Consider the following 25,057-nt stretch of genomic DNA (forward strand, 5'->3'; position numbering starts at 1 on the left):
GTGCCAGCCCGGCGCTGCCCAGGGCGAGCCATCCGGAGAAGGGCACGCGGGCGGCGCGGGTGGTCCTCGAGGGCACTGCGCGCACGCGACACCGTCTTTCCTGGGGGTCCTGATCGGGCCGTCCTCGCCGCCGGGCACGGGCCGCGCGGCGACGGTCACACCAGTCTACGCGGGGCCGCGACCCCCGCCTGCCCCGCGCGACGCCGTGCGCCATGGGCGAACCGCGCCGCCGCGACGTCGGGAGGGCGGGCGCGCCGCGCCGACGCGGATACGCTGGAGACATGAGCAACGACGCGCGCACGCCCGGATCCGACGACGGCCGCGACCCCCTGGAGGAGATGCTGCGGCAGCTCTTCGGCGGCCAGGGCCCCGACCCGGACGAAGTCCGACGCGCCATGGAGGGCCTGGGCGGCCCCGGCGGGGTGCCCTTCGACCCGTCCCAGCTGAATCCGGCCATGATGCAGCAGGCCATGGCCCAGTTCCAGGCGATGATGAGCTCCGGCTCCGGCTCGGACGGCCCCGTGAACTGGGCTCTGGCGAAGCAGGCCGCCCGCCAGGCCGTGGCCGGCGAGGACCCGGCCGTCGGCTCGTTCGCGCGACGCGAGGTGGACGAGGCGCTGCGGCTGGCCGAGCTGTGGCTCGACGGCGTCACGCAGACCGAGCCCGTCGGCAGCGTCGGCGTGGCCTGGTCCCGTGCCGAGTGGGTCGAGGCGACCATGGACCAGTGGCGCCGGCTCACCGAGCCCGTGGCCGTCTCGATGTCCCGCGCGATGTCCGCGGCCATCGAGCAGCAGCTGCCGGGCCAGCTCCCCGAGGGCATGGACGCCTCCCTGCTCGGCGGGCTGCAGCCCATGCTGAAGAACATGGGCGGCACGATGTTCGGCCTGCAGCTCGGCGGCGCCGTGGGCGCCCTGGGCAAGGAGGTGCTCTCGGGCACGGACATCGGCCTGCCCGTCGCCGGCCACCGTCTCGCCCTCGTCCCCGTGAACATCGAGGAGTTCGGCGACGGGCTCTCGGTGCCGGACGACCAGATCCGCATCTACCTGGCCCTGCGCGAGGCCGCACGCATGCGCCTGTTCCTGCACTCGCCGTGGCTCGAGCGGGACCTGTACGCCGCCGTCGAGCAGTACGCCGCGGGCATCCGCCTGGACACCGAGGGCATCGAGCGGGCCGCGCAGTCGGTGGACCCGATGGACCCCGGTTCCCTGCAGGCCGTGTTCGACGGGGCGTCGTTCATCGCCGCCCCGGACGCCACCCAGCAGGCCGCGCTGGACCAGCTGGAGCTGCTCGTCGCCCTCGTGGAGGGCTGGGTGGACGTGGTGGTCGCCGAGGCCGCGCGCCCGCTCGAGTCGGCGCCCGCCCTGCGCGAGACCATGAACCGCCGCCGCGCCTCGGGCGGCCCGGCCGAACAGGCCTTCGCCGCCCTCGTGGGCCTCGAGCTGCGCCCGCGCCGCCTGCGCGAGGCCGCCGCGTTCTGGGAGCACGTCACGGCCGAGCACGGCACGGAGTACCGCGAGGAGATCTGGCGCCATCCCGAGCGTCAGCCCACGGCGGAGGACCTCGAGGACCCCGCCGGGTACGCCGGGCGCCGCTCCGCCGCGGACGCCAGCGCCGAGTCCCTCGACGACGAGCTGCGCAAGCTCCTCGAGGGCGGCTTCGGCGACGCGCCGCGCGAGGGCTGAGCCCCTCCCGGCACGACGGCGGCGGGCGGTCCGGCACCTCGGGTGCGGGCCGCCCGCCGTCGTGTCAGCCCGCGTCCTCGTCCTCCGCCCACCGGTCCGGCGCCGTGCGACCGCGGCCCTCGGCGAAGGTGACCCCCTCGAGGAAGGCCATCGCCTCGGCGTAGCGCGGGTACCGGTCCACGAGGCGTCGGAAGGCCGGGCCGTGTCCGGACTCCAGCAGATGGGCCAGCTCGTGGACGAGCACCGCCGCCACCACCCAGTCCGGCATGCCGCGCAGCTGCGTCGAGAGCCGGATGGTGCCGCGGGCCGGCGTGCACGAGCCCCAGCGGCGGCGCTGCCGGGCCGACCACGTGACCGAGACCGGACGGGCCCGCCCACCCAGGTGCGCCGCCGAGAGCCGTCCCGCCCAGGCCAGGAGCGCGTCGTCGGAGCGAGCGTCGGCGGGGCGGCCGCCCGGGTCGGCCGCGGGCTGCCCCGTCCCGCCGCGTGCGCCCACCTTCGCGACCATCTGGCCGATCCACTCGCGCTCCTGCGCGGCCGAGAGCCGGGCCGGGACGTTGACCTGCAGGCGGCCGTCGCGCCACCCCGCCGAGATGGTGCGGGTGCGGGCCGTGGAGCGCACGAGCCGCACGGGCGTGCCCTCCCAGTCCAGGTCGGTGCTCTCGCGGGCGGGGCCGCGGTGGGCGGGGCGCATCCGGCCATTGTCCGGCATGGGCCGCAGGCTGTGGACAATCCGGCGCGGTCCGGGAGTGCCCTGGCAGGGTGGGAGGCACCGAGCCGAGAGGAGAGCCGTGCGCACCGTCGCCGAGACCGTCACCACCGTCCCTCATGACGCCGCCGCGTCAGCGCTGGAGCCGGGGGCGTGGGCCCCGCCGACCGACGTCCACGTGGCGGGCCTCGACGCGGTGGGCGCGGCGATCGCCCACGCACTGGCGGGGGCCGGGGCGCTGCGCCTGGCCCTGTGGGATCCGCGGCCCGTCGACGCCGCGGACCTGGGGACCGGCCTGCTGCCCGGGGACCTCGGTCGGCCCCGGGCGGGTGCGCTCGCGCGCCGGCTGGGCGATGTGGCCCCCGGGCTGCGCCTCTACGCGCACCACGGCCCGGTGCCGGTGCTCGTGGGGCAGGCGACGGTGGCGGTGGGGTCCGTGCTCGACGCGGACCTGGCCGCGCAGGCCCTGGCCGCCGATCACCCGCTGCTGCCGGTCACGGTGGGGCCGAAGGCGGTCACGGTCGGACCGTGGTGCGCCTCCGGCGTGCGCGGGTGCCCGCTGTGCCGATGGCCCGCGGACCCGGCGGGCGTCCCCGGTGCCCCGACGGCGCCCGGCCCGTCGGCGCACCGGGGACAGGTGGACGGGCTCGCGGCGCTGCGGGCCGCCGTGCTGACCGTGGACGCGCTGCGGGCCGGACCGGCCCCCGGCGTGCTGCGGGCCGATCGGGTGACGGGACGCACGCGCCGGGTGCGGGTTCGCCCCCGGCCCGGCTGCGCCTGCGACCCGGACGCGCTCGGCTGGGCGTTCTGACGGGGTCGGCGCCGCCGGCGGAACGGGGCGCGGGCCCGCGGCTCAGGCCGTCGGGGTGCCGTGCAGCAGCTCGAGCAGCTCCGGTCCGTGCTTCTCCAGCTTGGCCTTGCCGAGGCCGGGCACCTTCAGGAGCTCTGCCGGGGTCTTCGGCATGGCCTCGGCGATGGCCACGAGGGTGGCGTCCGTGAACACCACGAACGCGGGCATCCGCATCTCGGCGGCCGTGCGGGTGCGCCAGTCGCGCAGCTCCTCGAGCACCGCCTCGTCGTAGGTGGCGGGGCAGTCCAGGCAGCGGCCGACCTTGCGCTCCGCTCCCGTCTCGAGGGGCTTGCCGCACGTGCGGCACACGGCGACCTTCGCACCCCGGCGCCGCGGCGCCGTCGGGCCCGCCGCGGAACCACGGGCCGGGGCGTGCTCGCGGGTGCCGCCGAGGGTCGGGTCGATGGCCCACAGGAACCGGGAGGGCCGCCGGGTGGAGCGCCCGCCCGTGCCCCGCGAGAGCGTCCACGTCAGCGACAGGTGCTGGCGGGCACGCGTGATGCCCACGTAGAGCAGGCGCCGTTCCTCGTCCACCTCGGCCTGGGTCTCCGCGAAGGAGATCGGCATGAGCCCCTCGGACAGGCCCACGAGGAACACCGCGTCCCACTCGAGGCCCTTGGCCGAGTGCAGCGAGGCCAGGGTGATGCCCTGCACCGTCGGCGCGTGCTGGTGCTGGGCACGCTCGTCGAGCTCGGCCACGAGCTCGGTCAACGTGAACTCGGTCCCGCGCGTCGTGGCGAGCTGGTCGGCGAGGTTGACGAGGGCGTGCAGGGACTCCCACCGTTCACGGGCCGCGCCGGAGGCCGCCGGCGGTTCGGCGGAGTAGCCGAGCGAGGAGAGCACGTCCCGCACCCGGTCCGTGACGTCGTCGCCCGTCAGGTCCTGGGCGGCGCGGGCGGCGGCCCGCAGCTGCAGGATGCCGTCGCGCACCTCGCGCCGGGAGAAGAACCGCTCGCCGCCGCGCAGCTGGTAGCCGATGCCCGCCGAGGACAGCGCCGTCTCGAAGGCCTGGGACTGGCCGTTGGTGCGGAACAGGACGGCGATCTCGGAGGCCGGCACGCCGTCGTCGATCAGCGCCGCGATCCGGTCTGCGACCCAGCCGGCCTCGGCCTCGTCGTCGGTGCACTCCGCGAACACGAGGTCGGGGCCGGCCGGCCGCTGGGAGACGAGCTCGAGGGGGTCGGGCCAGCGCGGCATCGTGCGGTCCCGCTCCCCCGCCTTGGTGCGGTCCGCCAGCAGGCGGTTGGCCGCCTCCACGATCTGCGGGCTGGACCGGTAGTCACGCACGAGACGGACCACCGTGGCCGCGGGATACCGCTCACGGAAGTCGGTGAGGAAGCGGGAGGTCGCGCCCGTGAACGAGTAGATCGTCTGAGAGGCGTCGCCGACGACGCACAGGTCGCCGCGGTCGCCGAGCCAGAGGTCGAGCAGGCGGTGCTGCAGCGGCGAGACGTCCTGGTACTCGTCCACCACGAACACGCGGTACTGGTCCCGGATCGTGGCCGCGATCTGCGGCTCGGTGGACAGGATCCCCACGAGGATCAGCAGCACGTCCTCGAAGTCGATCATGTTCCGGGCTGTCTTGGCCTCCTCGTAGCCGGTGTAGAGACGGGCGACGGTGGTGGCGGTCCAGCCGGCGGGCATCTCCCGCTCCTTGGCGGCCTCCGCGTAGCCCTCGGGGGCGTGCAGGGAGACCTTGGCCCATTCGATCTCGCCGGCGAGGTCGCGCAGGCCGGCCCGGTCCACGGTCATGCGCATGCGCTGGGCGACCTCCGTGAGCAGGCGCACCTTGTTCTCGATCAGCGAGGGCATGGGCCCGCCCACGGCCTGGGGCCAGAAGTACTGCAGCTGGCGCAGGGCCGCCGAGTGGAACGTGCGGGCCTGGACGCCGGCCACGCCGAGGTCGCGCAGGCGGGTGCGCATCTCCGCGGCGGCGCGCGCCGTGAAGGTCAGGGCGAGGGTGCGGTGCGGGTCGAAGACGCCGGAGGCCACGCCGTAGGCGATGCGGTGCGTGATGGCGCGGGTCTTGCCGGTGCCGGCGCCGGCCAGGATGCAGACGGGCCCGTGCAGGGCCGTGGCGGCCCGGCGCTGCTCCGGGTCGAGGCCGCGGAGGATCTCGTCGGGAGTGCTCATGCGGGACGAGTCCTCCTAGGTGATCAGGGTCTGCGCATCGGGCAGCGTCCCACCGTACCAATCCTCGATGAGTGCCCGCGCGATGGACACAGCCCCGGGCAGGGTGACGTCGCCCTCGCGGGCCAGATGCGCGAGCTCCTCCCGCTCGAACCAGCGCACGGAGAGGATCTCCTCGCCGTCCGGGACCGGCTCGGCACCGGCCGGGGCCAGCGCGGTGAACCCGAGCATGAGCGAGCGCGGGAACGGCCACGGCTGGGAGCCGCGGTAGCGCGGCTGCGTCACCGTGATCCCGGACTCCTCCGCGATCTCCCGGACCACCGCGTGCTCGAGGGACTCCCCCGGCTCCACGAACCCGGCCAGGCAGGAGTACAGCCCCTCGGGCCACGCCGCGTTGCGGCCCAGCAGGATCCGCCCGGCCGGGTCGATGACGGCCACGATCACCGCCGGGTCCGTGCGCGGGAACTGCTCCCGGGAGCAGTTGCGGCAGCGACGCACCCAGCCGGCCGCCTCGACGTCCGTGGCGCCGCCGCAGAACGCGCAGAAGCGGTGGGTGGCGTGCCAGTTGGCGTTCGCGACAGCGGCCACGAACAGCCCGGTGTCCGCGTCGCTGAGGGCGGCGGCCGCATCGCGGAGGCCGACCCACACGGCGTCCGCGAGCGCGGTGGCCGCGTCCTCCGGCAGGGCCGCCGGCGGCTCGACGGCGACGGAGACCACCGCGCGCTCCCGCCCGTGCGGGCCCCGGTCCGCCGCGGTGCCGCGGCCCAGATACGCGGCCTCGGCCGGCACGGGACCGGAGGGCGCGGTGAAGACGAGCCGGCCGTCCGCGACGGGTGCGCGGCCACCCTGCAGCCACAGGACCTCCGTTCCCTCGCGCGCCCAGACCGCCGCCAGGTGGCCCGGGTCGAGGCGAGCCACGGCACCGCGGTCCAGCTCCTCGCGGGCCAGCGGCAGGGCCAGCGGCGGTGCGGCGGTGAGGTCGGACGACGACGGGGGGCAGGAAGCCATGCGTCCAGGCTAGCGACCCGTCTCCGGTGCGCCCGACGACGGGGGAGGGCGTTCCGCGCCTAGGCTGGAGGGGTGGATCGTCAGCCCCTTCGTCTCGCAGCCCTGGCCGCCGCGGCCGTCCCCGGCCTCGCCCCCGTCTCCGTGGAGGCGAGCCCGGACGACCCCGCAGACTTCTCGACCGCCGTCGTCGTGGACGGTGAGGGCCAGCGGTGGCGGGTCCGCTCGCCCCGCACCCCGGAGGCGGGCATCCGTCTCGAGACGGAGCTGCAGGTGCTGGCGGGCCTGACCCCGGCGGTGCGCGCCGGCCTGCCGTTCCGCACGCCCTCCGTGGCGGGCGCGGTGCGGCTCGAGGGGCTGCGCACCTTCGTCTACCAGGACATGCCCGGGCGTCCCGTCACCCTGGATGAGCTGGCCCGGCTCGGCGAGCCCGCGGTGCAGGACGTGGGCCGTGTGCTGGCCGCGATCCACACGCTGTCCTCGGATGTCGTGGACCACGCGGACCTGCCCTCCTACACGGCGGAGCAGATCCGGCAGCGTCACCTCCACGCCCTCGACCAGGCGGCCACCTCCGGCCGCGTGCCGCCCCTGCTGCTGCGCCGCTGGGAGGAGGCCATGGAGGAGGAGGCCCTGTGGCGGTTCACCCCGGTGCCTGTGCACGGTGACCTGCACGAGGACAACCTGCTCCTCGAGCGCGGCCGCGTGGTGGGCGTGACGGGCTGGACGGACCTGCACGTGGGCGACCCCGCCGGCGACGTCGCCTGGCTGGCCGCCGCCACGGACCCGGACCTGGCCGACCGCGTCCTCGACGCCTACGCGGCCCGGCGGGCCGACGCGGGGGCCGCCGACGACGGCGACGCCCACCTGATGCGCCGTGCGGCGCTGCTCGCCGAGTTCGCCCTCGCCCAGTGGCTCACGCGGGGCCTGGACCGGCACGACGAGGGGATGGTCGCCGAGGCGGAGGCCATGCTGGCCGAGCTCGAGGGCGACGTGCGCGCCGCGCAGGAGGCGGCCGCGCGCCAGGCGGAGGCCGACGCGGCCGCCGACGCCGCCGAGGACGCCCGGGATGCGGCGGAGGACGCCCGGGAGGCCGCGGCCGCGAGGACCGCGGACCCGGAGACGGGCCCGCTGCCCGCCGTCGAGGTGGTGCGGCCGATCAACGGCGGGCCAGGGCGTCCGTGATGTGACGCTCGAGCTCCTCCTCCCCCGGCAGGTCCGGGAAGGAGCGCTCCTGCCCGTGGGCCACGTACACGAAGCTGGCCCCGATCCGTTCCAGCGGGATCCCGTGCAGCCGTGACCAGGCGAGCCGGTAGACGGCCAGCTGCAGCGACTTGAGCTCGAGGTCGCGGCCCCGCGGCACGGCGCCGGTCTTCCAGTCGACGAGCTCCCAGTCGGCCTCGGGGTCGAAGGGCAGGCGGGGGTCCCCGCCGGAGCGGTAGATCGCGTCGACCCGGCCCCGCAGCGTGATCCCGCCGACCGTCGTCTCGACCGGGGCCTCGACGAAGGCCGGGGTGCGCTCCGCCCAGCGCGAGGAGCGGAACCACTCCTGCATCGGGCCGAGGTCGAGGGCCTCGTCGACCCACAGGTCCGCGGCGTCCTCGGCCGAGTCGATGTCCAGCATGCCGGTGGCCCCGAAGCGCTCCTCGAGCCACGCGTGGAACGCCGTGCCGCGTCGCGCCGCGTGCGCGGGCGGCCGGGGCAGGGGCCGGCGCAGCTGCTCGGCCACGGCCTGCGGGTCGGCGGCGAGCTCGCCGTAGAGGGACACGGAGACGTGCTCGGGCAGGGCGGTCTCCCCGCCCGTCCCGGCGACGTCCCGGCGGCGCAGCAGCACCCAGTCCACCTGGCGGGCCAGTTCCGGGTCGTCCCCGAGCGCCGCCGGATCCGCGGCGTGCACGGCCGCGGCGGCCGCCTCCACGGCCTCCCGGCGGGCCCGGGAGCGGCGCGGCAGCGGCTGCCAGCGTTCCTCGTCCTCGGGGTCCTCCGGGTCGGCGACGAAGGCCTCCGGGCCGTCGAGCGGGTCGAAGGGCCAGCGGGCGACCAGCATCCGGGCCGCGGCGGGGTTGGCCTCGGGCAGGTCGTCCTCGGCCGGGGCGGGGCCGAGCGCGACGCCGGGCACCTCCCCCGCCAGACCGGCCACCTCCTCGAGGAAGGCCGAGGCCGGCAGGGGCTCCTTGTTGACGCCCTTGAACAGGGAGGTGCTCAGCCACAGGGCGGATCGCGCGCGCGTGTACGCCACGTAGGCCAGGCGCCGCTCCTCGCGCTCGGCGTGCGCGGCCACGGCCACGGCATACGGATCCGGGTTGCCCTCCTGGGCCGCCTTCGAGCTGTATCCGGTGCCGGCCGACTGGACCCAGTCCCGCTGGTCCTGCGCCCACGAGCCGTCCCACTGCGGCAGCGACGCGCGGTCCCCGCGCAGGGGCCACGGCAGCGCGCCGGCCCCGGGGCTGGTCCAGCGGTCCGCCCGCGTGGACGGGAACGTGCCCTCCTGCAGGCCGGGGACCGCGACGACGTCCCACTCGAGCCCCTTCGAGGCGTGCGCGGTGAGCACCTGGACCAGGCCGGGGGTGGGTTCGGCGTTCTCGACGCCGAGGCCGTCCTCGTGCTCGAGGACGGACTCCGTCCAGGCCAGGAACGCCGTCAGGTCCGTCGCCGTGGTGCCGGCGCCGAAGTCGCGGGCCGCGTCCTGGAACGCGTTCAGGTGCCGCCGGGCCGCGGCCGCGGAGACACCGGGCCGCAGGGCCACCTCGACGTCCAACCCCGTCTCACGGATCACCTCCGCGATGAGGTCGGCCGGGTCCTCCCCGGTGCGCGTGGAGAGCCGGCGCAGCTCGGCGTTGACGGCCCTCAGCCGGGCCAGGCCCTCGGGTGAGAAGCCGCGGCCACGGGAGCCGACCCAGTCCGTCCCCTCCCCGGGCAGGGAGTCGAGGGCCTCCAGCAGGGCCGCGGCGTCCGCGTCCTCCTCGGGGCTCACGTCCCGGTCCGGGGCCGCGTCCGGGGCGGCCCCGGCCGGGTCCTCCCGCCCACCGGCGGCCCGCCGGGCCCGCAGCCGCGAGACGAACCGGGCGCGCTCCTGGAGCACCTCGAGGTCGGCCACACCGATGCGCCAGCGCGGGCCGGTGAGCAGGCGGACGAGCTGGTCGCTGCGCGTGGGGTCGGCCAGCACGTGGAGGACGGCGAGCACCTCGGCGACCTCCGGCAGCGCCAGCAGCCCGGAGAGCCCGAGCACCTCGTAGGGCAGGCCGGCGGCGTCGAGCGCGTCCAGCACGGGGCCGAACTGGGCGCGGGTGCGGCACAGGACGGCGCGGCTCGGGGTGGTCCCCCCAGGCCCGGACCCGGTGAGGGCGCCGAGGCGGGCGACGACGTCGGCGGCCTCCTCCTCCGCGGTGACGAACCGGTCCACCCGGACGACGCCCTCCCCCGCGCCCGGCCGGGGCCGCAGGGTGCGCACCTCCACCGGCGCGCCGCCCGTCGCGGCGGCGTGGGCGTTCAGCGGGGCGGCGACGGCGTTGGCGACCGCCAGGATCGACTCCTCGTTGCGCCACGCGATCGTCAGGTGCGAGACGTCCGCGTTCACGCGCCGCGGGGCGCCGCCGGGGCCGGTCTCCAGTCGGGGGAAGGCGTGCGGGAAGGCGAAGAGCTGCCCGGCGGAGGCGCCGCGGAAGCCGTAGATCGACTGGTGGGGGTCACCCACCGCGGTGACGCAGTGCCCCAACCCGGGCGCGTCGTCCTCGGGGCCGCGCGGGCCGAACAGCCCGGCGAAGATCCGCATCTGGGCGTGGGAGGTGTCCTGGAACTCGTCCAGCAGCACCACGGGGAACCGCGCGCGCTCCTGCTCGCCGGCCGCCGGCACCTCGACGGCGATGCGCGCCGCGTGGCGCAGCAGGTCGCCGAAGTCCATCACGTCCTGCTCGCGCTTGACCTCGTCGTAGCGGGCCACGAGGTCCGCCATGAGGGCGCGGTCCGCCAGGCCGGTCAGGAACTCCTGGATCTCCTTCGAGGGGGTCTTGGCGCGCGGGGGCAGCGGTAGGGCGCTCCCCTGCTCGGCCAGCCGGGCGAGGAACTCGCGCACCTCGTCCGCACTCACCAGGTGCTCGGCCATGTCCCCGGCCAGCCGCAACGCCTGCGTGATGAGCCGGGACGGGGCCACGCCGAGGGTGTCCGCGACCACCGGATGCGAACGCACGACGGCGCCCATGAGCCGGTGGGCGTCCGCGCCTCCGAGCAGCCGCGCCTCCGGTTCCACGCCGATCCGCAGGCCGTGGTCCCTGACGAGCGCGCCGGCGTAGGAGTGGTACGTGGACACCGAGGCGCGGCCCAGGTCCTCGGGCTCCCCGTCGAAGCCGGGGATCTCGAGGCCGGAGCGCAGCAGGGCGTCCACGCGCCCGTTGATCCGCTCGGCGAGCTCACCGGACGCCTTCCGGGTGAACGTGACGCCGAGGACCTCGTCCGGGCGCACGAGACCGTTGGCCACGAGCCAGACCACGCGGTCGGCCATGGTGGCGGTCTTGCCGGAGCCGGCGCCGGCCAGCACCAGGCGCGGAGTGAGCGGGGCGGTGACCACCTCGGCCTGCTCCTCCGTGGGCGGGGGCAGCCGCAGCCGCGCCGCGATGTCCTCCGGGGAGTGGACCGCGTCCTCGACGCGCGGACGATCGGTCTGGGCGGCGGGATCGCCGGTCAGCGGGGCCATTCGGTGACCTGCCTTCCTTCGGAGCAGAGCGGACAGACGGAGGGCAGCGCGCACCGGCGGGCGCCAGCCTCGTGGAGGGCGAGGAAGCGCGGCCCCGTGGTGCGGCGGGCCGCCGTGAACACCTGCTCGAGCGCCCAGGTGTCCTCGTCCTCGAGGGCCGGCTGGTCCTGCACCTTGGTCTTCTGGGTGCCGGCGCCGAGCTGGACGAGGGCCGCGCCGGCCGGTGTCGTGGGGTGCTCCAGGCCGGCGAGCGCGGCGCGCAGGGCGGGGTCCGTGGCGGGGTCGTCCCGGACCTGCTCCAGACCGCCGGCGCGGACGGCCACCTGATAGGCGGCCAGCTGGGGCTGGCGCGCCATCTCCGCGCCGGTGGGCGCGCTGCGGCCGGTCTTGAGGTCGGCGATGAAGGGTCGGCCCTGCGCATCCGCCTCGAGCCGGTCCACGACGCCGGTGATCCGGACGGTGGTCCCGCCCCAGGTCAGGTCCGCGAGGAGCCGCACCTCCTGGGCCACGGGCCGACGCCCGGCCGCCCGGGCGATGCTCCAGTAGCCGATGTAGGCGTCCACCAGGCCGCGGGCCCGGTCGTGCTCGATCTCCGTGATCCAGCCCTCCGGCAGGCCGAGTTCGGGCAGGCGGCGTTCCAGTTCGGCGCGCACGTCCTCGGGCACGCCCTCGGGGTGGTGTTCGGCCACCGAGTGCACGAGCGTGCCCACGGACTGGGCGAGGGTTCCGCCCGCGTTCGCGCCGACGTGGTACAGCACCCAGTTCAGCGGATTGCGCAGGGCCGTCTCCACGCGGGAGGGCGAGAGCGCGACGACCTCGCGCTCCGGGTCGACGAGCGCGGCCTCGGTGGACAGCGGCAGCAGGCCCCACCAGCGTCGGGGGTCCGCGACGGTCACGCCGTCCTCGGCGAGGACCGCCAGGCCGGCGGCCGCCGCGGCCCGGGATGTCGCCCCGTCGGCCGCGTCCGCCTCGTCCCCGGCCTCCAGGACGCGGCGCAGCCGGCCGACGAGCGCGGACGCCGTGATCGGGTCGGGGACCGCGGTGAGCCGCCGGACGCCGGCGGCGTCGCGCGCCTCGGCGGGCAGCCGTTCGGGCGGGTCCACCAGGTCGAGGAAGTCGGAGGGGCCCTCATCCGGCGAGCGGACGGCCGTGACGACCACCTGACGCCGTGCCCGGGAGACCGCGGCCGCGAGCATGCGCAGCTCGTCCTGACGCACCTCGCGCAGCCGGGTGCGGTGATCCGTGGGCCACGGGGCGTCCGCGGGCAGGGTCACGAGGTCCACGAGGTCGGTGGCGCCGAGCAGCTGGCCGCGCAGCCGGGTGTTCGGCCACACGCCCTCCTGCAGGCCCACGACGATCACCGTGTCCCACTCCTGGCCGGCCGCCGCGGCGGGGGTGCGCACGTGCACGGCGTCACCGGACTCGGCACGGCGGGCCAGGGTGTCCACGGGCAGGTCCTGGGACTCCATGTAGACGGCGAACGACTCGGGCGACGCGCCCGGGAACTGGTCCACGAAGCGCTCGGCCACCTTGAACAGGGCGACGACGGCGTCGAGGTCCGCGTCCGCACGGCGGGACTCGCGGCGCTCGTTCGCGTGCTCGGCGGGCCGCAGCGCGAGCGAACGCCACCGCTCGGCCCGACCGGAGGCGGACCACAGCGCCCACAGCACGGTCTCGGGCGAGGCCGAGGGGGCGCGGGCGGCCTCCAGGCCGTCCCGGAGCATCCAGTGGACGCGGCGCAGGGCGCGGTGCCGCTCGTGCTCGGGGCCGGCCAGGCTCGGGTCCAGGAGGGCCGCGGCGAGCAGCGCGTCCGAGGTGCGCCGGCCGCCCCGGCCCCGCTCGGCGGCCAGCAGGTCCTGGCGCAGCCGCCGCACGTGCAGCGCGCTGGCCATCCCGTACCGGCCGGTGAGCAGTCCCACGACCTCGTCCGGGTCGAGCACGTCCTCGACCCGGGCCTCCGGATCCTCCGCGAGCGCCCCCGCCGCGTCCAGGAGGGTGAGCAGGGGCGCGACGGCGGGCTCCTCCTTCAGCACGAGCCCGGCGGCGTCCCGCAGCACGGGGACGCCCTCGGCCTCCAGGTGACGGGCGAGCGCGGCCACACGGGAGCCCGAGCGGGCGACCACAAGGATCCGGTCCAGGGGCACCCCGTCCTCGTGGTGGACCCGCAGCACCCGTTCGAGGACGAGCTGGTCCTCGTGGGCGCGGGTGGGCACGACGTGCGCCCGGACGGCGCCGTCGCCGTCCGCCGGGACGGTCTCGGTGCGGGTCCGTTCGACGCCGGCGGTGCGCTGGCGGACCCGGCGGGCCACGCGCAGGTAGGCGTCCTGGACCTCGGCGCGCATGCGGTGCCCGCGCGTCAGCACCCGGACGCGTCCGTCCGGGGACGCGGGCGGGGCGGCCCCCGGCACGGGATCGGGGTCGAGGACCTCGGGGTACCGGGCGAGGAGGTCGGGCCGGGCGCCGCGGAAGCCCTCCACGGTGGTGTCCGGTGACGCGGTGAGCAGCACGTCCCGCCCGCGGCCGAGCACGCTGAGCAGGTCGTGCACGGCGGGGGTGGCCTCGTGGAGGTCCTCGACCACGAGCACGGCCAGGCGGTCCCGCTCCTCCGCCACGAACGCCTGCGCCGCGGCGTCGCGCTCCGGGTCCTCCGGATGCCGCTCGGTGAGCACGCGGACGGCGGCGGACAGCAGCCCGGCGGCGTCGAACGCCTCGGCCATGCCCAGGTCGATCCGGTCCCGGTAGTCCTGCAGCAGCACGGCCGCGGCCTCCCACTCGGGGCGCCCGTGGGCGGTGCCGAGCTCCTGCAGGCGGCCCGGCTCGAGGCCGAGCTCGCTCATGCGGTCCACGAGCTCGCGGACCTCACGGCGGAATCCCCTCGCCTCCACGGCGGGGGCGACGTCGTCCGGCCAGTCCGGCGCGGCGGCGAGGCCGGCGGCGTAGCCCTCGAGCAGCTCGGCGATCACCGTGTCCTGCTCGGCACCGGTGAGCAGCCGGGGGGCGACCTCCAGATGCCTCAGCGGTCCCGTGACGCGGGCACGGCGCAGCAGGTCGAACGCGTAGGAGGACCAGGTCCGCACGGGGGTGACGGCGCGGGTGCCCCGACCGGCGGCGGCGAGCCGGCGGGTCAGGGCGTCGCGCAGCCGCGCCGCCGCATCCCGGCTCGGGGCCAGCAGCAGGAGGGACTCGGGGTCCAGCCCCGCCTCGATCCGGCGGGCCGCGTACTCGACCGCCACGGTGGTGCGCCCCGTGCCGGGGGCGCCCAGCACGAGCACGGCGCCGTGCCCGGGGGCGAGCGAGGCGATCGCCTCCTGCTCGTCCGTGAGCGTGATCCGGTCCTCGGGCGCGGCGGCCGTGCGCACCAGCCGAGCGGCCCGTTCCGGCGCCGCCGCGTCGTCGTCGAAGGGGTCCACCCCGTGTTCCCTGGTCATGGCCTCATCCTCGCACCGGGCCCGGACACGATACGGTCGGCGATCGCACGGATCGCCCGCGCGGCGCCGTCGTCGGGCTCCCAGCGGGCCCGGGGCAGGTCCACGCGCCCGGCCGGGGTGCGGGGCATGGCCTCGCGTTCGTGCTCGACGGCGGCCCGCGCGGCCAGCTCCGGAGGCAGCGAGCCGTCGGCCCGGACCACGCGCCACCAGGGCGTGCCGGGGCTCGATTCGGCCATCGCCCGGCCGGCCTGCCGCGGACCGCCGACCCCCAGCAGGCCGGCCAGCCCCCCGTAGCTGACGGCGCGTCCGGGCGGGACCAGACGGGCGAGCGCCTCGAGCCCCTCGCCGAGGGTGAGCGGTCCGTCGTCGCGGTGGCGGGCGCCGGGGAGCACAGGGTGATCGGTCACGACCCCATCCTGTCGTGTCCGCCGGTCCGGGTAGCGTGAGGCGCGTGACTTGGCATGAGAGCATCCGCGCCGGCTTCGACCTCGAGACCACCGGACGTGATCCGCGCACCGCGCTGATCGTGACCGCCACCCTGGTGATGGTGGACGAGCACGGCCGCGCCGCGTCGTCGGCCGAGTGGCTCGTGGACCCGGGCGTGCCCATCCCGGCCGAGGCGGCCGAGGTCCACGGCGTCACCACGGAGCGGGCCCAGGCGGAGGGCATGCCCGCCGCGCAGGGCGTCACGGAGATCACCGAGACCCTGCGGGACCTGTTCGCCGCGGGCATCCCCGTGGTGGCCTTCAACGGCGTGTACGACTTCACGGTGATGGACCGGGAGGCGCGCCGCCACGGGCTGACGCCGCTCGAGGCCCGCCCCGTGATCGACCCGTTCGTGCTGGACAAGCAGGTGGACCGGTTCCGCAAGGGCAAGCGCACGCTCTCCGCGGTGTCCGAGCACTACGGGGTGACCCTGGAGAACGCGCACACCTCCGCGGCGGACGCCCTCGCCGCCGTCCAGGTGGCCGACGCCCTGGCCGCCCGGTACGAGCAGCTGCGCGTCGCGCCGGCGGACCTGCACGAGCGGCAGGTCCGCTGGAAGGCCGAGCAGGCGCAGAGCTTCGAGCAGTACCTGCGACGCAAGGACCCGCAGGCCACCGTCTCGCGCCACTGGCCGGTCGAGGCCGAGCGCTGAGCGCCCGGCCCCGACCCGCACCCGGGTCTCAGCCCTGGGGCGTCGCCGCCGCGGCCGCCTTCGCCGCGGCCGGCAGCGCGTCGAGCACCCGGGTGACCGCCGCGTCGTCGTGGGCGGCGGAGACGAACCAGGCCTCGAACACGGACGGCGGCAGGTACACGCCGGAGGCCAGCATCGACTGGAAGAACGGGGCGTAGCGGAAGACCTCCTGGCCCTGGGCGTCCCGGTAGTCCCGCACGCCGGTGCCGGAGGTGCCGAACGCCAGCGAGAACAGGGTGCCGGCCCGCTGGATCGAGTGGTCCACGCCCTCGGCGTCGAGCGCGGCCACGAGGCCCTCACGCACGGCGTCCGAGGCGCGCGCCACGGCCGCGTACACGGCCTCGTCGGCGCGGGAGAGCGTGGCGTGGCCGGCGGCCATGGCCACCGGGTTCCCGGAGAGGGTGCCGGCCTGGTACACGGGGCCGAGCGGGGCCAGGTGGTCCATGATCTCGGCGGAGCCGCCGAGGGCGGCCGCGGGCATGCCGCCGCCGATCACCTTGCCGAAGCACCAGATGTCCGGGGTCCAGCCCTCGGGCTGTCCGGACAGGCCCCAGCCGCCCGTGGCGGTGGCGCGGAAGCCGGTGAGCACCTCGTCCCAGATCAGCAGCGCGCCGTGGCGGCGGGTGATCTCGCGCAGGAACGCGTTGAAGCCCTCGGCGGGCTCCACGACGCCCATGTTGCAGGGCACGGCCTCCGTGATGAGCGCGGCGATGCGCTCACCGTGCTCGGCGAACACGGCCTCGACGGCGGCGCGGTCGTTGTAGTCCACCACGAGGGTCTCGGAGGCGGCGGCCTCGGTGACGCCCGCGGAGCCGGGCAGGGCGGCGGTCGCCACGCCCGAGCCGGCCGCGGCCAGCAGGCCGTCCGAGTGGCCGTGGTAGCAGCCGGCGAACTTCACGATCAGGTTGCGGCCGGTCACGCCGCGGGCCAGGCGCAGGGCCGTCATGGTGGCCTCGGTGCCGGTGGACACGAAGCGCACGCGCTCGACCGGGACCTTGGAGGCGATCAGCTCGGCCAGCGCGGTCTCCTCCAGCGTGGAGGTGCCGAAGCCGAGGCCGCGGTCCACGGCGGCGTGCACGGCCTCGACGACCTCGGGGTGCTGGTGGCCCAGCAGCATGGGGCCCCACGAGCAGACCAGGTCCACGTACTCGTTGCCCTCGACGTCGGTCAGGTACGGGCCGCGTGCGCCGGCCATGAACCGGGGCGTGCCGCCCACCGAGCCGAAGGCGCGCACGGGTGAGTCGACGCCGCCGGGGATGACGGCCTGGGCCGCGGCGAAGGCGGCGGCGTTGGTGGTCGGCTGGGACGCGGTCACAGGGACCCCTCCTTCATCCAGCGGCCGAGCTCGGCCGCCCAGTAGGTGAGCACGGAGTCGGCGCCGGCGCGCCGGATGGAGAGCACGGACTCGACGATCGAGGCCTTCCGGTCGATCCAGCCGTGCGCGGCGGCGGCCTCGATCATCGCGTACTCCCCCGAGATCTGGTACGCGGAGACGGGCACGTCCGCCATGTCCGCCACGTCGCGCACGATGTCCAGGTAGCTCATCGCGGGCTTGACCATCACCATGTCCGCGCCCTCCTCGAGGTCGAGGGCGACCTCGAGCAGGGCCTCGCTCCGGTTGGCGGCGTCCATCTGGTAGGTCTTGCGGTCGCCCGTGAGCTGGGAGTCGACGGCGTCGCGGAACGGCCCGTAGAACGCCGAGGAGTACTTCGCGGCGTAGGCGAGGATCGCGGTCTCGTGGTGGCCGGCGCCCTCGAGGGCCTCCCGGATCACGCGGACCTGGCCGTCCATCATCCCGGAGGGGCCGAGCACGTCCGCACCGGCCTCGGCCTGCGCGACGCCCATCCGGGCGTAGATCTCCAGCGTCGCGTCGTTGTCCACGGTGCCCTCGGCGGTGAGCACGCCGCAGTGGCCGTGGTCGGTGAACTCGTCCAGGCACAGGTCGGACATCACGACGAGCCCGTCCCCCACCTCCGCCTTCACGTCCCGGATGGCCCGGTTCAGGACGCCGTCCGGGTCCAGGGCGGCGCTGCCGACGGCGTCGCGCGTGGTCGGCACGCCGAACAGCATGATGCCGCCCAGGCCCAGCTCGGCGGCCTCGGCCGCGGCGGCCTTGAGCGAGTCCGCGGTGTGCTGCACGACGCCCGGCATCGAGGCGATCGGCACGGGCTCGGCGGCGCCCTCCTTGATGAAGGCCGGCAGGATCAGCTCGGCGGGGTGCAGGCGCGTCTCAGCGACGAGGCGGCGCATCGCGGCGGACCGGCGCAGACGCCGGGGACGGTGCAGCGGGAAGGACATACGGGGTCACACGCTCCTGGTTCGGGGACCCGTCCAGTCTAGGCGCGGAGGCTGACCGCGCGCCGGGTACAGTCATGGCGCCCCGTCCGCCGTCGAGAGGCCCGTGATGCCCCCGCGCCTGCGCCCCGGTCAGACCCTGCTGCTGGCCTCGCTCGTCTTCGGCCTGTTCTTCGGCGCGGGCAACCTGATCTTCCCCGCCGGCCTGGGCCGGGATGCGGGCGCCGCGGTCACGCCGGCCACGCTCGGCTTCCTCGTCACGGCGGTGGGGCTGCCGGTCCTGGGCATCGTCGCCTCGGCGGTGACGGGGGCGCGCTCGGTCCGTGAGATGACGGCGCCCGTCTCCCGGCGCTTCGCCGTGGCGTTCACGTGCCTGCTGTACCTGACGATCGGCCCCCTCTTCGCCATCCCCCGCACCGCCACGGTGTCCTATGAGATCGGTGTCGCACCCCTGGCGGGCGACGGCGGCCTGCGGCTGCTCGGCTTCACGGCGGCGTTCTTCGCGGTCGCCGCGGTCGCGGCGTTCCGTCCGGGCCGGCTCATGGAGTGGGTGGGGCGGTACCTGACCCCGGCGTTCCTGGTCCTGCTCGGCGCCCTGGTGGCGGCCGCCGTCGTGGCCCCGATGAGCACGGGCGCCCTGCCCTCGCCGACCCCCGCCTACGCCGACGGGGCGTTCGTGCGGGGCCTGCTGGACGGCTACGCCACGATGGACGCGCTCGCCTCGCTCGCCTTCGCGGTCGTGATCGTCGACGCCGCTCGGCGCCTGGGCGTGACGGGTCCGCGCCGCATGGCGGTGGAGCTGGGCAAGGCGGGGCTGGTCGGCGGCGCGGCGATGACGGTGGTCTACGCCTCGCTGGCGTACGTCGGCGCCACGAGCCACGGCGCGTTCGCACAGGCCGCGAACGGCGGCGACGTCCTCGCCCGCACCGCGAGCCACTTCTTCGGCACGGCGGGCGCGTACCTCATCGCGGCCATCGTCTTCGTCGCGTGCCTGAAGACCTGCATCGGACTGATCGTGGCGTGCGCCGAGATGTTCGCGGAGATGTTCCCCGGGTCCTACCGGCTGTGGGCGAGCCTCTTCCTCGTGGTGTCCTTCGCGCTCGCCAACCTGGGCCTGGAGGCGATCATCGCCTGGTCCGTCCCGGTGCTGATGTTCCTCTACCCGATCGCCGTCGTCGTCATCCTGCTCGGCCTCGCCTGGGCCTGGGTGCGGGGCCGCCCGGCGGTGGCCCGCTGGGTGGTCGCCTGCACGGGGCTCGCCGCCTTCTTCGACCTGCTGGGCGCCCTGCCGGAGGCGCTCGCGACGACGCCGCCCGTCACCGCCCTGACGGGCCTGGCCGGCCGGGTGCTGCCCGGCTACGCGGTCGGCTTCGGCTGGGTGGTCCCGGCGCTCGTCGGGCTGGTCGTCGGCACAGTGGCCGCCGCCTCGCGGCCCCGCCCCCGCCGGGGCGAGCGGGAGGCGATCCCGGTCACCGCCGGCCACGGGCGCACCGCCGCCGACTAGGGTGGGACACATGCCCGAACCCACCCCCGCATCCCTGCGCATCGCCGTCCTGATGGACAGCGACAACGTCTCCCCCAAGTTCGCCCCCCTGATCCTCGAGGAGCTCGCCACCTACGGCACCCCCACGATCAAGCGCGCGTACGGCGACTGGACCACGACCAACCTCAACGGCTGGAAGAAGGCGCTGAACCACCACGCGATCCAGCCGGTCCAGCAGTTCGCCTACACCGTGGGCAAGAACTCCTCGGACTCCGCGCTCATCATCGACGCGATGGACCTGCTCTGGATGGGCAACGTGGACGCGTTCGCCCTCGTCTCCTCCGACTCCGACTTCACGCGCCTGGCCACCCGCCTGCGCGAGGGCGGCAAGCGCGTGATCGGCCTGGGCGCCCGCAAGACCCCCGCCTCCCTGCGCAACGCCGTGGACCAGTTCATCTACCTCGAGCTGCTCGGCACCGCCACGGACCACGACGTCGACGACGACGAGACCGGCGAGGACGCCCCCGCCAAGGAGGAGAACGCCAAGGCGTCCGAGAGCTCCGGCCGCTCGGGGTCCCGCCGCGGCGGTCGAGGCCGCGGTCGCGGGGCAAAGACCACCGACGCCACCGACACCCCCGAGGCCACGGACGCGGACGCGGAGGCCCCCGCTGTCGACGAGGCCCCTGCTGCCGACGAGGCCCCCGCCGCCGACGAGGCGCCCGCCGGGGACGCCGCCGCCGGCAAGGACGGGAAGGCCGCGGAGGCGAAGTCCGGGGCCGGTCGGCGGGGCCGCCGTGCGTCGTCGTCGGACGTCACCGAGGACCCGACCCCGCCCGAGGTGCCGGTCGAGGCCGAGCCCGAGCACGACGAGGCCGACGCCGCCCCGCGCATCGACCTGCAGGCCGCGCTCACCAAGGCCGTCAACGCCACGAGCACCGACGACGGCTGGGCCACGCTGTCCCTGATCGGCCAGCACCTGAGCCGCACCCACGTGGACTTCGACCCGCGCGACTTCGGGCACTCCAAGCTCTCCACCCTCGTGGAGGACCAGCCGTACCTGCGCACCCGCACCGAGGGCCGCACCATGGAGGTCTCGCTGGTCCGCCGCCGCAGCCGCCGCGCCGAGGGCTGAGCGGCACGGCCCGTCGTCCCCCGCGGCCGGCGGGCCGGTCCCCCACCACGCCCGCCCGGTAGGCTCCCCGCCATGGGGAACACTCTGGGCTTCCTGCGCGGCGTCGACCGCCTGCACGCCTTCTACACGGAGAACGTGCGCATGCTCGCGCACGCGTACGACCTGACGGACGAGGAGGCCTCGGAGCTGCTCGCCAACACGGGCTTCACCAACGTCTCGGTCGCCATCCTGCGCGGCCCGCGGGTGGACATCATGGCCGCCGCCACCGGCGTGCCGCAGGACGAGAAGCACGACGCCGGCCCGGCGCCGACGGAGGACGACGCGCCCGACCCGGACGGCGACCGCCCCGACTGAGCCTCGCCTCGAGTGCGGCCGGGCGGCTCAGGCCGCACCGCGCAGCACGGCCAGCACTCCGGCCGCGTCCGGCGTGGGGGCCGTCCCGAGCAGGGGCAGACCCCGCCGCGCGCACGTGTCACGGGTCGGCGCGCCGATCGCCACGAGCCGCACCCGCTTGCCCACCAGTGGCGTCAGACCCGCGGCCACGAACTCCTCCGCCGCGGAGGAGCTGGTGAGCACCACGGCGGTCCCCGCCGCGACCGCGGCCAGCCGCGCGGGCGTCACGACGTCCCCCCGGCCCTCGTCCGCCGCCCCGTCGAGCAGTCGCCTGCCGGCCTGCGCCGGATACGGCACTGTCCGGTAGGCGAGCCCGGTCCGCACGTCCCAGCCCGCCGCGCGCAGGCCGTCGGCGAGGCGGGGCCGGGCCCGATCGGACTGGGGCAGCCACGCGCGGGCGCCGCGGGGATGCAGGGCGGCGAGTCCGGCGATCAGGCCCTCGGCGGAGCGGTCCTCGGGCGGCAGCCACGGCGCCGCATCGCAGCCCGCCTCGGTCAGCACCCGTGCCGTGCCCGGTCCGGTGACCGCGATCCGCGCGCCCGCCGGGACATGACCGCCCCAGCCGACGGCCCTGAGCGCGCGCACGGTGTTGGGGCTCGTCACCACGAGCCAGCGGGGCCCGTCCGAGCGCACCGGCCCGACCGCATCGCCGTCGGCACCCGCCCAGTCCGCGAGCAGCGCGCGCAGCGGGCCGTCGTCGTCGGGCACGGCGAAGTCGGTCAGCGGCAGGAAGCCGACCCGCAGCCGCCGCCCCGCCACCTCGGCGCCGGCGAGACCGGCCTCCAGGTCGCCGGCCTGGGCCGGCTGGCGGGTGAGCAGGACGCGCATCTCAGGCCGGGTCGTCGGGCCGTGGGGCGCCGTCGCCCCGGTCCACCCCGCGCACCGTGCCAGGCAGCAGGTCGGCGCCCTCGGCCACGAACTGCTCGGCCACGTGCACGCCGAGTGCCTCCGCGGCCACGAACAGGGTGTCCTCGAGCCACTCGTCGGCGGCCGCCGGGTCACCGGCCACGTCGGCCGGCACCGGGTCGAGCTGCACGGACGAGGTCCGGCGCAGCACGCGGGAGCCGTCGAGGGCGGCCACCATCGCGGTCATCTCGATGCGCGGCGCGCCGGCCTCGCCGTCGCTCACGCGGGCCACGGCCCCGATCGGCGCGGCACAGCCGGCCTCGAGGCGACGCAGCAGGGCCCGCTCGGCGGTGACCGCCACGTGGGTGTCCCGATCGTCGACCAGCTCGAGGGCGGCGTGCATCCTCCCGACCGGCGCCTGGGGGTCCAGGAGCGCCCGGCCGAGGAAGGACTCGTCCTCGGCCCGGATCTCCACGGCCAGGGCGCCCTGTCCGGGGGCGGGCACCATGACCTCCGGGTCGATCCGCTCGGTGATCACGTGGTCCAGGCCGAGGCGGTCGAGCCCGGCACAGGCCAGGATCACGGCGTCGAGGTCACCGCGGGGCGAACCCGCGGCGGCCGGGGCGTGGTCGTCGTGCTGCTCCAGCCCGGGCACGCGGGCCAGGCGGGTCTGCACGTTGCCGCGGATGTCCACGAGCTCCAGATCCGGGCGCAGCGCCTTGAGCTGGGCCACGCGGCGCGGCGATCCCGTGCCCACCCGGGCGCCCTCGGGCAGGGTCGCCAGGGTGAGGCCGTCGCGGGCGCACAGGGCGTCCCGCAGGTCGGCCCGGGCCGGCACCGCGGCGATCTCGAGGGTCTCCGGCTGGGCGGCCGGCAGGTCCTTGAGCGAGTGCACCGCCGCGTCCACGACGCCGTCGAGCACGGCGGCCCGCAGCGCCGAGGCGAACACGCCGGTGCCGCCCAGCGAGGCCAGCGAGCCGGTGGTGACGTCGCCCTCGGTGCGGATCACCACCAGCTCGTGGGCCAGGCCGGAGCGCTCCGTGAGCGCCTCGGCCACGTGGCTGGTCTGCGTGGTCGCCAGGGCGGAGCCCCGGGTGCCGATGCGCAGGGGGGTCACGGTCTCAGGCCTCCTCGGCGGGGGCCGCGGCGCCCGCCTCGTGCTCGGCCAGCCCGCGCACGGCGGCGTCGACCGCAGACGTCGTCGGACGTACCGAGCCGTCCCGCATCACCTTGGCGCAGCAGTCCGGCCGGCACACGTCGTACCAGGCTGGGAAGCAGCCGGCCGCGGCGCGGCCCTCGCGGCGGCCCAGCCGCTCCTCCACGATGTCCACGAGCCCGGCCACGAACCGCGGGTCGGTGCCCGGGGTGGGGCTGCGACGGAACCCCACGCCCAGCCCCTCGGCGGTCTCCTTGGCCTCGGTGTCGAGGTCCCAGACCACCTCCATGTGGTCCGAGACGAAGCCCAGCGGCACGACGACGAAGCCCGCCACGGCGCGCCCCTGCGCGTCCGTCTCGGCGCCCTCGCCCGCGAGGTGCTCCATCGCGTCGTTGATGTCCGGCTCGAGCCACGGCACCGAGGGCGGGCCGGAGCGCGACTGGTACACGAGCGACCACGGCACGTCCGCGGCCTCGGGCACGCCGGCGAGGATCTCGCGGGCCACGTCGAGGTGCTGCGCCGAGTACACGTCCGCACCCTCGTCGCCCGGCTCCGCCCCCGCCTGCGCGCGCAGGTCCGCGGCGAGGCCGCGCGGGCCGGCGGCGGCGGCGTCGGAGGTGGGGATCGAGTGGGTCGCGAAGAGCACGTGGATCCGCGCGTCGTCCCCCAGCTCCGCGCGCAGCGAGGCCAGGTCCGCGCGCAGGCCGTCCCGGAACGGCTCGATGAAGCCGGGGTGGTTGAAGTACTGGCGCGTCTTGTCCAGGTCCACCTTCCCGGTCAGGCCGGTCTGCTCCATGGCCATGCCCATGTCTTCGCGGTACTGGCGGCACGAGGAGTAGCAGGAGTACGCGGATGTGGTGACCGTCAGGATGCGGCGGTGCCCGTCGGCGTGCATCCGCGCGAGGGTGTCCGGGAAGTAGGGCTCCCAGTTGCGGTTGCCCCAGTACACGGGCAGGTCCAGGCCGCGGGCGGCCAGCTCGGCCTCGATGGCCGCCTTCAGCGCGCGGTTCTGCGCGTTGATGGGGCTGACGCCGCCGTTGGCGCGGTAGTGGGTGGCGACCTCCTCGAGGCGCTCGTCCGGGATGCCGCGCCCGCGCGTGACGTTGCGCAGGAACGGGATCACGTCGTCCTGGCCCTCGGGCCCGCCGAAGGAGGCGAGCAGCAGGGCGTCGTAGTCCTTGGGGGCCATCACGCCGCACACGTCGTAGTCGACGCCGGCGGCGGCCTTCTCGGGCGTCCGGAGGGCCGGGGCGACGCCGGCGTCCGGGCCGATGTGGACGGGCGCGTCGGCGCGGGGCTCGGGGGCGGCGGTCATCAGGCCAGCACCTCCGCGATCTCGGCGGTCTCCAGACGGCGTCCGGTGTAGAACGGCACCTCGCTGCGCACGTGCAGGCGGGTCTCGTTGTTGCGCAGGTGGCGCATCATGTCCACCAGGTCCGTCAGCTCGTCCGCCTCGAGGCCCAGCAGCCACTCCCAGTCGTTCAGGCCGAACGCGCTGGTGGTGTTGGCCCACACCTGCGGGAAGTCCTGGCCGAGCTGGCCGTGCTCGCGGAGCATGCGGGCCCGCTCCTTCGGGTCCAGCAGGTACCAGTCGTACGAGCGCACGAACGGGTAGAAGCACAGCCACTTCAGGGCCTTGCGGCCCATGGCGAAGGCGGGGACGTGGTCCTTGTTGAACTCGGCCATGCGATCGGCGCCCATGGCCGAGAGCACCATCGTGGTGCCCTCGAGCAGACGGGTGCGGCGCAGTTCGCGGATGGCGGCCTGCAGGTCCTCGGGCACCTGGCCGTACATCCACACCATGACGTCGCCGGCCTCGCGCATGCCCGAGACGTCGTAGACGCCGCGCACGGTCACGCCGGTCTGGGCCACCCGCGCGACGGCCTCGTCGAACTCCTTGGCGGCCTTCTTCGCGTCACGGCCCTCCAGTCCCAGCCAGCCTGGCTCGCCCTGTGGGCGGGCGAACACGGTGTAGGTGGTGAACCAGTCCTTGCCGGCCTCGGCAGGGGTGGTGGTGGTGGTGCTGTCCTTGGTCATGGTCCTCTTCCTTGGGATCCGATTGCGTCAGGGGTGGTCTGGGGGCG

Annotated in this window: 19 protein-coding genes; 7 read left to right on the plus strand and 12 right to left on the minus strand. The window is 76.0% G+C overall.

Features of this window, described 5'->3' with window-relative positions; all coding sequences use genetic code 11:
• Positions 1–281: 281 nt before the first annotated feature.
• Positions 282–1,682 carry a zinc-dependent metalloprotease gene (locus J1M41_RS03210; protein ID WP_098092321.1) on the plus strand — a complete coding sequence of 467 codons (1,401 nt, stop codon included), beginning with the start codon at positions 282–284 and terminating at the stop codon, positions 1,680–1,682.
• 64 nt (positions 1,683–1,746) lie between these two features.
• Here J1M41_RS03210 and J1M41_RS03215 read toward each other — a convergent pair whose 3' ends face one another.
• Complete coding sequence (locus J1M41_RS03215; RefSeq protein WP_241247689.1) at positions 1,747–2,394, minus strand: M48 family metallopeptidase; 648 nt, start codon at positions 2,392–2,394, stop codon at positions 1,747–1,749.
• A gap of 79 nt (positions 2,395–2,473) precedes the next feature.
• On the opposite strand from J1M41_RS03215, the gene J1M41_RS03220 reads away from it, so the two are divergent.
• A complete protein-coding gene (locus J1M41_RS03220; protein ID WP_144879525.1) occupies positions 2,474–3,202 on the plus strand; it encodes a ThiF family adenylyltransferase in 729 nt (242 codons plus the stop codon).
• A 42-nt stretch (positions 3,203–3,244) separates the two neighbouring features.
• On the opposite strand, the gene J1M41_RS03225 is transcribed toward J1M41_RS03220, so the two are convergent.
• Both J1M41_RS03225 and nudC read right to left on the minus strand, forming a co-directional pair.
• On the minus strand, positions 3,245–5,374 hold the full coding sequence (locus J1M41_RS03225; protein WP_206451130.1) for an ATP-dependent DNA helicase UvrD2: 2,130 nt from the start codon (positions 5,372–5,374) through the stop codon (positions 3,245–3,247).
• Between the two features lie 15 nt (positions 5,375–5,389).
• Positions 5,390–6,379, minus strand: coding sequence for an NAD(+) diphosphatase (gene nudC / locus J1M41_RS03230; RefSeq protein ID WP_206451131.1), 990 nt, complete (start codon positions 6,377–6,379; stop codon positions 5,390–5,392).
• 72 nt (positions 6,380–6,451) lie between these two features.
• Here nudC and J1M41_RS03235 point away from each other — a divergent pair, with 72 nt between their 5' ends.
• The gene (locus tag J1M41_RS03235; RefSeq protein ID WP_206451132.1) at positions 6,452–7,558 is read left to right on the plus strand and encodes a phosphotransferase; all 1,107 of its coding nucleotides are present in this window, start codon (positions 6,452–6,454) and stop codon (positions 7,556–7,558) included.
• Here J1M41_RS03235 and J1M41_RS03240 read toward each other — a convergent pair.
• From J1M41_RS03240 to J1M41_RS03250, 3 genes are read right to left on the minus strand one after another with little or no spacing between them, the layout of a single operon-like run.
• Complete coding sequence (locus J1M41_RS03240; protein WP_206451133.1) at positions 7,533–11,063, minus strand: ATP-dependent DNA helicase; 3,531 nt, start codon at positions 11,061–11,063, stop codon at positions 7,533–7,535. The genes J1M41_RS03235 and J1M41_RS03240 overlap by 26 nt on opposite strands.
• Entirely contained in the window at positions 11,051–14,491 is a 3,441-nt protein-coding gene (locus J1M41_RS03245) for an ATP-dependent DNA helicase (protein WP_206451134.1), read from the minus strand. The genes J1M41_RS03240 and J1M41_RS03245 overlap by 13 nt, the downstream gene beginning before the upstream one ends.
• Positions 14,488–14,898: an MGMT family protein gene (locus tag J1M41_RS03250; protein WP_036314337.1), complete on the minus strand. Its 411-nt coding sequence runs from the start codon at positions 14,896–14,898 to the stop codon at positions 14,488–14,490. Before J1M41_RS03250 ends, J1M41_RS03245 begins: the two co-directional genes overlap by 4 nt.
• Positions 14,899–14,942: 44 nt before the next feature.
• Between J1M41_RS03250 and J1M41_RS03255 the strand changes: the two genes are divergently transcribed.
• Positions 14,943–15,629 carry a 3'-5' exonuclease gene (locus J1M41_RS03255; protein ID WP_206451135.1) on the plus strand — a complete coding sequence of 229 codons (687 nt, stop codon included), beginning with the start codon at positions 14,943–14,945 and terminating at the stop codon, positions 15,627–15,629.
• A gap of 28 nt (positions 15,630–15,657) precedes the next feature.
• On the opposite strand, the gene hemL is transcribed toward J1M41_RS03255, so the two are convergent.
• Entirely contained in the window at positions 15,658–16,983 is a 1,326-nt protein-coding gene (gene hemL, locus J1M41_RS03260) for a glutamate-1-semialdehyde 2,1-aminomutase (RefSeq protein WP_115166077.1), read from the minus strand.
• Positions 16,980–17,966, minus strand: a complete 987-nt coding sequence (hemB, locus tag J1M41_RS03265) for a porphobilinogen synthase (RefSeq protein WP_036381100.1) — start codon at positions 17,964–17,966, stop codon at positions 16,980–16,982. The genes hemL and hemB overlap by 4 nt, the downstream gene beginning before the upstream one ends.
• Positions 17,967–18,072: 106 nt before the next feature.
• Between hemB and brnQ the strand changes: the two genes are divergently transcribed.
• From brnQ to J1M41_RS03280, 3 genes are all read left to right on the plus strand, one after another.
• Complete coding sequence (gene brnQ / locus J1M41_RS03270; protein ID WP_206451136.1) at positions 18,073–19,467, plus strand: branched-chain amino acid transport system II carrier protein; 1,395 nt, start codon at positions 18,073–18,075, stop codon at positions 19,465–19,467.
• A gap of 10 nt (positions 19,468–19,477) precedes the next feature.
• Positions 19,478–20,578, plus strand: a complete 1,101-nt coding sequence (locus J1M41_RS03275; protein ID WP_098092303.1) for an NYN domain-containing protein — start codon at positions 19,478–19,480, stop codon at positions 20,576–20,578.
• A 72-nt stretch (positions 20,579–20,650) separates the two neighbouring features.
• A complete protein-coding gene (locus tag J1M41_RS03280) occupies positions 20,651–20,932 on the plus strand; it encodes a hypothetical protein (protein WP_098092301.1) in 282 nt (93 codons plus the stop codon).
• 27 nt (positions 20,933–20,959) lie between these two features.
• Here J1M41_RS03280 and J1M41_RS03285 read toward each other — a convergent pair whose 3' ends face one another.
• The 4 genes from J1M41_RS03285 to hemQ are packed head-to-tail and all read right to left on the minus strand — an operon-like array spanning position 20,960 to position 25,010.
• Positions 20,960–21,799: a uroporphyrinogen-III synthase gene (locus tag J1M41_RS03285; protein WP_206451137.1), complete on the minus strand. Its 840-nt coding sequence runs from the start codon at positions 21,797–21,799 to the stop codon at positions 20,960–20,962.
• Between the two features lies 1 nt (position 21,800).
• A complete protein-coding gene (gene hemC / locus J1M41_RS03290) occupies positions 21,801–22,934 on the minus strand; it encodes a hydroxymethylbilane synthase (protein WP_036381109.1) in 1,134 nt (377 codons plus the stop codon).
• Positions 22,935–22,938: 4 nt separating this feature from the next.
• Positions 22,939–24,288: a ferrochelatase gene (locus J1M41_RS03295; RefSeq protein ID WP_206451138.1), complete on the minus strand. Its 1,350-nt coding sequence runs from the start codon at positions 24,286–24,288 to the stop codon at positions 22,939–22,941.
• The gene (gene hemQ / locus J1M41_RS03300; protein WP_206451139.1) at positions 24,288–25,010 is read right to left on the minus strand and encodes a hydrogen peroxide-dependent heme synthase; all 723 of its coding nucleotides are present in this window, start codon (positions 25,008–25,010) and stop codon (positions 24,288–24,290) included. Before hemQ ends, J1M41_RS03295 begins: the two co-directional genes overlap by 1 nt.
• Positions 25,011–25,057: the final 47 nt, after the last annotated feature.

Source organism: Micrococcus sp. KRD096 (assembly GCF_017168495.1).
Taxonomy (GTDB): domain Bacteria; phylum Actinomycetota; class Actinomycetes; order Actinomycetales; family Micrococcaceae; genus Micrococcus; species Micrococcus luteus.

Coding starts and splice junctions, on each gene's coding strand:
- J1M41_RS03245 (WP_206451134.1), bottom strand. CDS start 14,491: ATGACCAGGGAACACGGGGTGGACCCCTTCGACGACGACGCGGCGGCG.
- hemB (WP_036381100.1), bottom strand. CDS start 17,966: ATGTCCTTCCCGCTGCACCGTCCCCGGCGTCTGCGCCGGTCCGCCGCG.
- J1M41_RS03210 (WP_098092321.1), top strand. CDS start 282: ATGAGCAACGACGCGCGCACGCCCGGATCCGACGACGGCCGCGACCCC.
- J1M41_RS03280 (WP_098092301.1), top strand. CDS start 20,651: ATGGGGAACACTCTGGGCTTCCTGCGCGGCGTCGACCGCCTGCACGCC.
- brnQ (WP_206451136.1), top strand. CDS start 18,073: ATGCCCCCGCGCCTGCGCCCCGGTCAGACCCTGCTGCTGGCCTCGCTC.
- J1M41_RS03295 (WP_206451138.1), bottom strand. CDS start 24,288: ATGACCGCCGCCCCCGAGCCCCGCGCCGACGCGCCCGTCCACATCGGC.
- hemQ (WP_206451139.1), bottom strand. CDS start 25,010: ATGACCAAGGACAGCACCACCACCACCACCCCTGCCGAGGCCGGCAAG.
- J1M41_RS03215 (WP_241247689.1), bottom strand. CDS start 2,394: ATGCCGGACAATGGCCGGATGCGCCCCGCCCACCGCGGCCCCGCCCGC.
- nudC (WP_206451131.1), bottom strand. CDS start 6,379: ATGGCTTCCTGCCCCCCGTCGTCGTCCGACCTCACCGCCGCACCGCCG.
- J1M41_RS03240 (WP_206451133.1), bottom strand. CDS start 11,063: ATGGCCCCGCTGACCGGCGATCCCGCCGCCCAGACCGATCGTCCGCGC.
- J1M41_RS03225 (WP_206451130.1), bottom strand. CDS start 5,374: ATGAGCACTCCCGACGAGATCCTCCGCGGCCTCGACCCGGAGCAGCGC.
- J1M41_RS03275 (WP_098092303.1), top strand. CDS start 19,478: ATGCCCGAACCCACCCCCGCATCCCTGCGCATCGCCGTCCTGATGGAC.
- J1M41_RS03285 (WP_206451137.1), bottom strand. CDS start 21,799: ATGCGCGTCCTGCTCACCCGCCAGCCGGCCCAGGCCGGCGACCTGGAG.